This window comes from Komagataeibacter melomenusus, from assembly GCF_013155395.1.
Taxonomy (GTDB): Bacteria; Pseudomonadota; Alphaproteobacteria; order Acetobacterales; family Acetobacteraceae; genus Komagataeibacter; species Komagataeibacter melomenusus.
The window spans coordinates 1-5,494 of record NZ_JABJWC010000085.1 but is presented as its reverse complement, the minus strand read 5'-3'; the positions used below and the strand labels follow the sequence as shown (position 1 = coordinate 5,494).

At 62.8% G+C, this 5,494-nt stretch carries 3 protein-coding genes and 1 tRNA gene; 1 reads left to right on the top strand and 3 read right to left on the bottom strand.

The genetic code is table 11. From position 1 onward, the window contains the following. Positions 1 to 46 precede the first annotated feature (46 nt). Positions 47 to 123: transfer RNA gene (locus HNW77_RS16870), tRNA-Met, on the top strand. Positions 124 to 297: 174 nt separating this feature from the next. On the opposite strand, the gene HNW77_RS16865 is transcribed toward HNW77_RS16870, so the two are convergent. The 3 genes from HNW77_RS16865 to HNW77_RS16855 all read right to left on the bottom strand — a co-directional run. Continuing rightward, complete coding sequence (locus HNW77_RS16865; protein ID WP_172159241.1) at positions 298 to 3,471, bottom strand: error-prone DNA polymerase; 3,174 nt, start codon at positions 3,469 to 3,471, stop codon at positions 298 to 300. Continuing rightward, positions 3,468 to 4,991, bottom strand: coding sequence for a DNA polymerase Y family protein (locus HNW77_RS16860; RefSeq protein ID WP_241694540.1), 1,524 nt, complete (start codon positions 4,989 to 4,991; stop codon positions 3,468 to 3,470). Before HNW77_RS16860 ends, HNW77_RS16865 begins: the two co-directional genes overlap by 4 nt. Beyond that, positions 4,906 to 5,494: ImuA family protein (locus tag HNW77_RS16855; RefSeq protein WP_172159239.1), on the bottom strand; the 589-nt coding region annotated here is incomplete at its 5' end. The genes HNW77_RS16855 and HNW77_RS16860, both read right to left, overlap by 86 nt.

The window sequence follows — 5,494 nt, the reverse complement described above, 5'->3', positions numbered from 1 at the left end:
CGGGAAAGTCGGTCGCCGCCAGGTCTTCCAGTCTCCCCATCACTAACGCGGGGTGGAGCAGCCCGGTAGCTCGTCAGGCTCATAACCTGAAGGCCGCAGGTTCAAATCCTGCCCCCGCAACCAAGCCGAACATACTGATATCTAACAAAAAACGCCGCCCATAGAGGCGGCTTTTTTGCGTCCTGAATTCCCGCGCAGGATGCGTATAGGATGCAACTGGGAGTGAAACTCCAGCGTAGGTTGGGCTGAAATCGGGGTGCTTCACGATTGTGTGATGTCTGTCCTTAGCCTCGTTGCTCAGTGGAAATTGCGCGATCTGACGACGATACGCTCGCCGGTGGAAGCGTTGGCATGGGGGCTCTCCGTAGAGGAGCGATTACCGACGTCCGCGAGCAGCCCGGAAAGGTCGGTGATCTCCTTCGCGACCAGATGCACGACGTCACCTTCCTTCTGGAGCATGCCTGTCACGGCCAGCATCTGCCCGCCCAGTACCACGCGCCGGTTCGCATCGAATAGATCCGGCCAGATGATGACGTTCATGTTGGCCGTCTCGTCCTCCAGGGTCATGAACACCACGCCTTCGGCGGAGCCCGGTCGCTGCCGGACCAGCACCAGCCCCGCCACGGTGAGACGCTTCCCATCCTTTGCCGCCAGCGCCTGCCGACAGGACATGATGTCCCTGGCCTGAAGATCCTTGCGTAGGAAGGTCAGGGGATGATCCCGCAGGGTCAGGCCAAGCCGGTTGTAATCCCGCACCACCTCGGCCCCGTCGCGCATGGGTTGCAGCAGCACATCCGGTTCTTCAGCTTCCCGCGTTACCTGGCCTGCCGCAAACAGGGGCAATGGTTCATCGCGCAGAGCCTTGATCGCCCAGAGAGCCTCGCGCCGTGCCAGCCCGAGCGAAGGCCGGAACGCATCCGCTTCGGCCAGATGGGTCAGAGCTGCCGCCTTCACACCGGCCCGACGCCACAGGTCATCGATCGAGGTAAACGGGCGCGAGGCTCGCGCGGCAACAATCCGGGCCGCATCGTCATTGGCTAGTCCCTTCACCAGACTCATGCCCAGCCGCACGGCAAATCGGCCATTGTAGCTTTCCGGTCCTTCCAGCGTGCTGTCCCAGCGTGAGGTATTCACACACACAGACCGGACCTCCACGCCGTGCTCACGCGCATCACGGACAAGCTGCGCCGGCGCATAGAACCCCATCGGCTGGCTGTTCAGGAGTGATGCCAGAAACACATCGGGATGGGTGCATTTCATCCACGACGATGAATAGGCCAGAATGGCGAAACTGGCCGCGTGGCTCTCGGGAAATCCGTAAGAACCGAAGCCCTCCAGTTGCTGGTAGATCCTCTGAGCGAATTCCTCATCATACCCGTTGGCGCGCATGCCATTGATCAGGCGTGTCTGAAACTGCGAGACGGTCCCAGTATTCTTGAAGGTCGCCATGGCCCGACGCAACTGATCGGCCTCGGCGGCGGTAAACCCCGCGCAGATCATGGCGACCTGCATCGCCTGTTCCTGAAACAACGGGATCCCGAGCGTCTTTTTCAGAACCTTTTCCAGTTCCGGGGTGGGATAGTTTTCCGGTTCGATCCCTTCGCGTCTGCGGAGATAAGGGTGGACCATATCACCCTGTATGGGGCCGGGGCGGACGATGGCCACTTCAATGACCAGGTCATAGAACACACGCGGCTTGAGCCGTGGAAGCATGGACATCTGTGCCCGGCTCTCGATCTGGAACACACCGATCGTGTCAGCCTTGCGGATCATGGCGTAGGTGCGCGGATCTTCAGCCGGGAGGGTCTGGAGCGTGAAGTGCTGGCCCTTGTGTTCGGCCAGAAGGTCCAGCCCCTTTTTCATGCAGGTCAGCATGCCAAGCGCAAGGATATCGACCTTCATGAATTTCAGGACGTCGATATCGTCCTTGTCCCATTCGATGATCTGGCGCTGCTCCATCGAGGCCGGCTCAATGGGCACCAGTTCATCCAGCCGGTCATGCGTCAGCACAAAACCACCGGGATGCTGTGACAGATGGCGGGGCACGCCGATCAGGCAACGTGCCAGCTCCAGTGTTAGGCGGATGCGCCGGTCGGACAGGTCAATGCCGGTGTCATTGAGGGCCTCATCATCCAGCTTGCGCCCCCAACCCCAGATCTGGCCAGACAGCGTGCGGATCAGATCCTCCGGTAGTCCCATGACCTTGCCGACGTCCCGCAAGGCCCCTTTGGCACGATAACGGATCACCACTGCTGTCAGGGCCGCCCGGTCGCGACCGTAATGCTCATAGACCCACTGGATAACCTGCTCGCGTCGTGCGTGTTCGAAATCGACGTCGATATCCGGCGGCTCACCCCGCTCTTCGGAGACGAAGCGTTCGAACAGCAGCGAGTTGCGGGCCGGATCGATGGCAGTAATGCCGAGCACGTAGCAAACGGCAGAATTGGCAGCCGATCCACGGCCCTGGCAGAGAATATCCTGACTGCGTGCATAGCGGACAATGCTGTTCACGGTCAGGAAATACGGTGCGTATTGCATCCGTCCGATCAGGCTGAGTTCGTGGTTCAGGCTCTGGCAGACCTCATCCGGAATGCCTTCTGGATAGGTGCGTGTCGCAGCCTCCCAGGTCAGCGTTTCCAGCGCCTGCTGGGGCGTCTGACCAGGCACAGAGACTTCATCGGGATACTGATAGGCCAGATCATCAAGTGAGAAGCGGCAGCGCTCCACAATGTCCATGGTCCGGGCCACCGCTTCTGGATAGCGCACGAACAGCCTGGCCATTTCCTGAGGCGGTTTGAGATAGCGGTCGGCATGACGTTCGCGGACAAAGCCTGCCTCATCGATGGTGGTGTTGTGGCGGATGCAGGTCACGACATCCTGCAGAATGCGCCGGTCATGGGTGTGAAACAGCGCGTCGTTGGTTACAACGGTTGGCACACGTGCCTGATGCGCCAGGTTCGCCAGTTCATAAAGCCGCATCTGGTCATTGGGACGGCGCAGCAGGGTGAGCGCCATGTAGGCGCGATCGGCAAAAGCCTCTTTCAGTTTGCGAAGATGCAGGGCGCAGGCATCATCCGCCGTGTCCGGGATCATGACGACGATCTGGCCTTCACCCCAGGCGACAAGATCCTCCCAGAGCAGATGGCATTTCCCCTTGCCGGCTCGGGCCTTGCCTATGGTGAGCAGACGACACAGTCGGCCGTAGCCCACGCGGTCGGTCGGATAGACCATTACGGGCGGGGAATCGGCCAGGTCGAGGCGACAGCCGACGACCAGCCGGACGCCGGTAGCCCTCGCCGCTCCGTATGCCTGCACCATGCCTGCCAGGGAATTGCGGTCGCAGATACCAAGAGCTTCGATGCCTAGCGCCTTTGCCTGTTCGAACAGTTCGATCGGCGAGGAGGCTCCACGCAGGAACGAGAAATAGGTCGTCACCTGAAGTTCAGCGTAGCGCGGTGCCGAGATATTCATCCGAAAATCCCATGCAGAAACCAGGCCTGCGAGCCGGTCTCGCCGTGCTCACCATCACCCGCCCGGTAGAGCCAGAACCGCTCGCCGCTGGTGTCTTCGACTCGGAAATAATCGCGGGCGATGGTCAGTTCGGCGTCATTCTTCCACCATTCGCCAAAGACACGCTCCGGCCCGTCGGCGCATTTCACTTTCCGTCGCACGCCCCGCCAGATGAAGAACAGTGGCGGTTGATCCGGCAGTTCCGCCATCGCCTGCACGGGTTCCGGCCGCGCCAGCAGGCGTGTTGGACGTGACCAGTGCTCGGGCCAGTCCTTCGTCTCCTCGGGCGCCAGCGCGGGCACGCGGCAGAAGGAGCGTTCGGGCAGGTCGCTTTCCACCGGAGCAAACCGGTACAGCGCCTGCGTGCCGACACGGTTGGCCAGCGTGTCGATCAGGTCGGACACATCGGCCTCTTCCTCGGCGATCAGGGAGGAGACGGTCTGCCGCCGGTCCATGAGTTCGGCCAAAGAGGCGATCAGCACCATGCGTTCGATCCCAAAGCCCGGATTGATGGTTTCGATCTTCTCGCACAGCAGCCGGGTCAGGCGCTTGACGTCGCGCACCGGCATGGCCGTGGCCACCCGGATCGCCTCGGTGCGGCTGTCCACCCGATGCAGCAGCAGGTCGAGACGCCGCACGCCCTGTCCACGCTCGTCCAGTCCCTGACACAGCAGCGGCACCAGCTTGCCGATGTAGCGGGCAATGGTCTCCGCAGCCCCGATGGGTTCAGCGAAGTTCCGGCTGACCTCGACCGGATCGACCGGGCGGACTGGTACGATGGCCTCCCCAATGCGCCCGAACGCCTGATCCAGCCTGCGGGCCACATCCGGACCGAACCGCAGGGCCAGAGGGGCGCGGGGCATGGCGGTTAGTTGCCCGATGCGGGATACCCCCAACGTGGCCAGCCCCTCGATAATGGTGGAGGGCAGACGCAGTGCTTCAACCGGGAGATCGGCCAGAGCAGAGGCTGTTCCGCCTGAGGGCACAATGGCAATCGGTGCCCTACCATAGCGGGCGATGGCGTGCGCGGCGCCCCATGTGTCCGCCACCACAGCTTTTGCCCGAAAGCCGGCGCCCGCCATGCGATGAACCATGTCCTTGAGCATGGGGAGTTCACCGCCATGCAGATGATCCGCCCCCGTCGTGTCGAGCACCAGCCCGTCCGGCGCATCGACGGCCACGATGGGCGCGATACGGTGCTGGAACCACAGGGCCAGCTTTTCAAGACCCAGCCGGTCACCGTCGGGATCAGCGTCCATCAGCACCAGATCGGGATAGAGCGCCTGGGCCTTGGCTACCGGCGTGCCGGGGCGCAGCCCCAGCTTCCGGGCGGCGAGATCGACCGACAGCACGACCCGTCGCCGTCCTTCACGACCGGCCAGTGCCAGCGGCACTTCAGGCGCTGGCGCGTCTTTGCCCAGCCGCTTCCTGATCCGACCCGTCGGCCAGAGCGGCAGGTAAAAAGAGACGACCCTTGCCATCACAGGCCTCCACTTCAAAATCGGCACATTCGCCTGCGCGGGCGCGGATCAGTTCCAGCAACCAGCGCGGTCTTCCGACGCCGGGAACCGGCAGCGGGACGGATGGCAGGACGGAGACCCGCCAGCGTGTGACGGAAGCTGTGGGTTGGCCGAAATCCGCCGCATCCGTTTGCCGCCGCCAGCGTCGGATGGCGATGCCGAGGGAACCGGACGTCTCGGCCGCCAGTTGCAGACGGCGTGAGGCCGTCATGGACAGACGCGCCACCTCGGCAACTACGGCCCCAAGGCCGCCATGCCGCAGTCCTTCCTCGAAACAGGCCAGCACATCGACGTCCGAGCGTGCCTCGACATAGATGGTTCGCCGTGCCGACAGACCGACCTGCTTCAGGGAAGGGGCAAATACATCCTGGCGGGTGACGATCCACAGCACCTTGCCGCGCGTACGGGCCGCAATCCCGGCGCAGAACTGTCCGGCCGCCGCACTGTGCAGGGCATCATTCCCG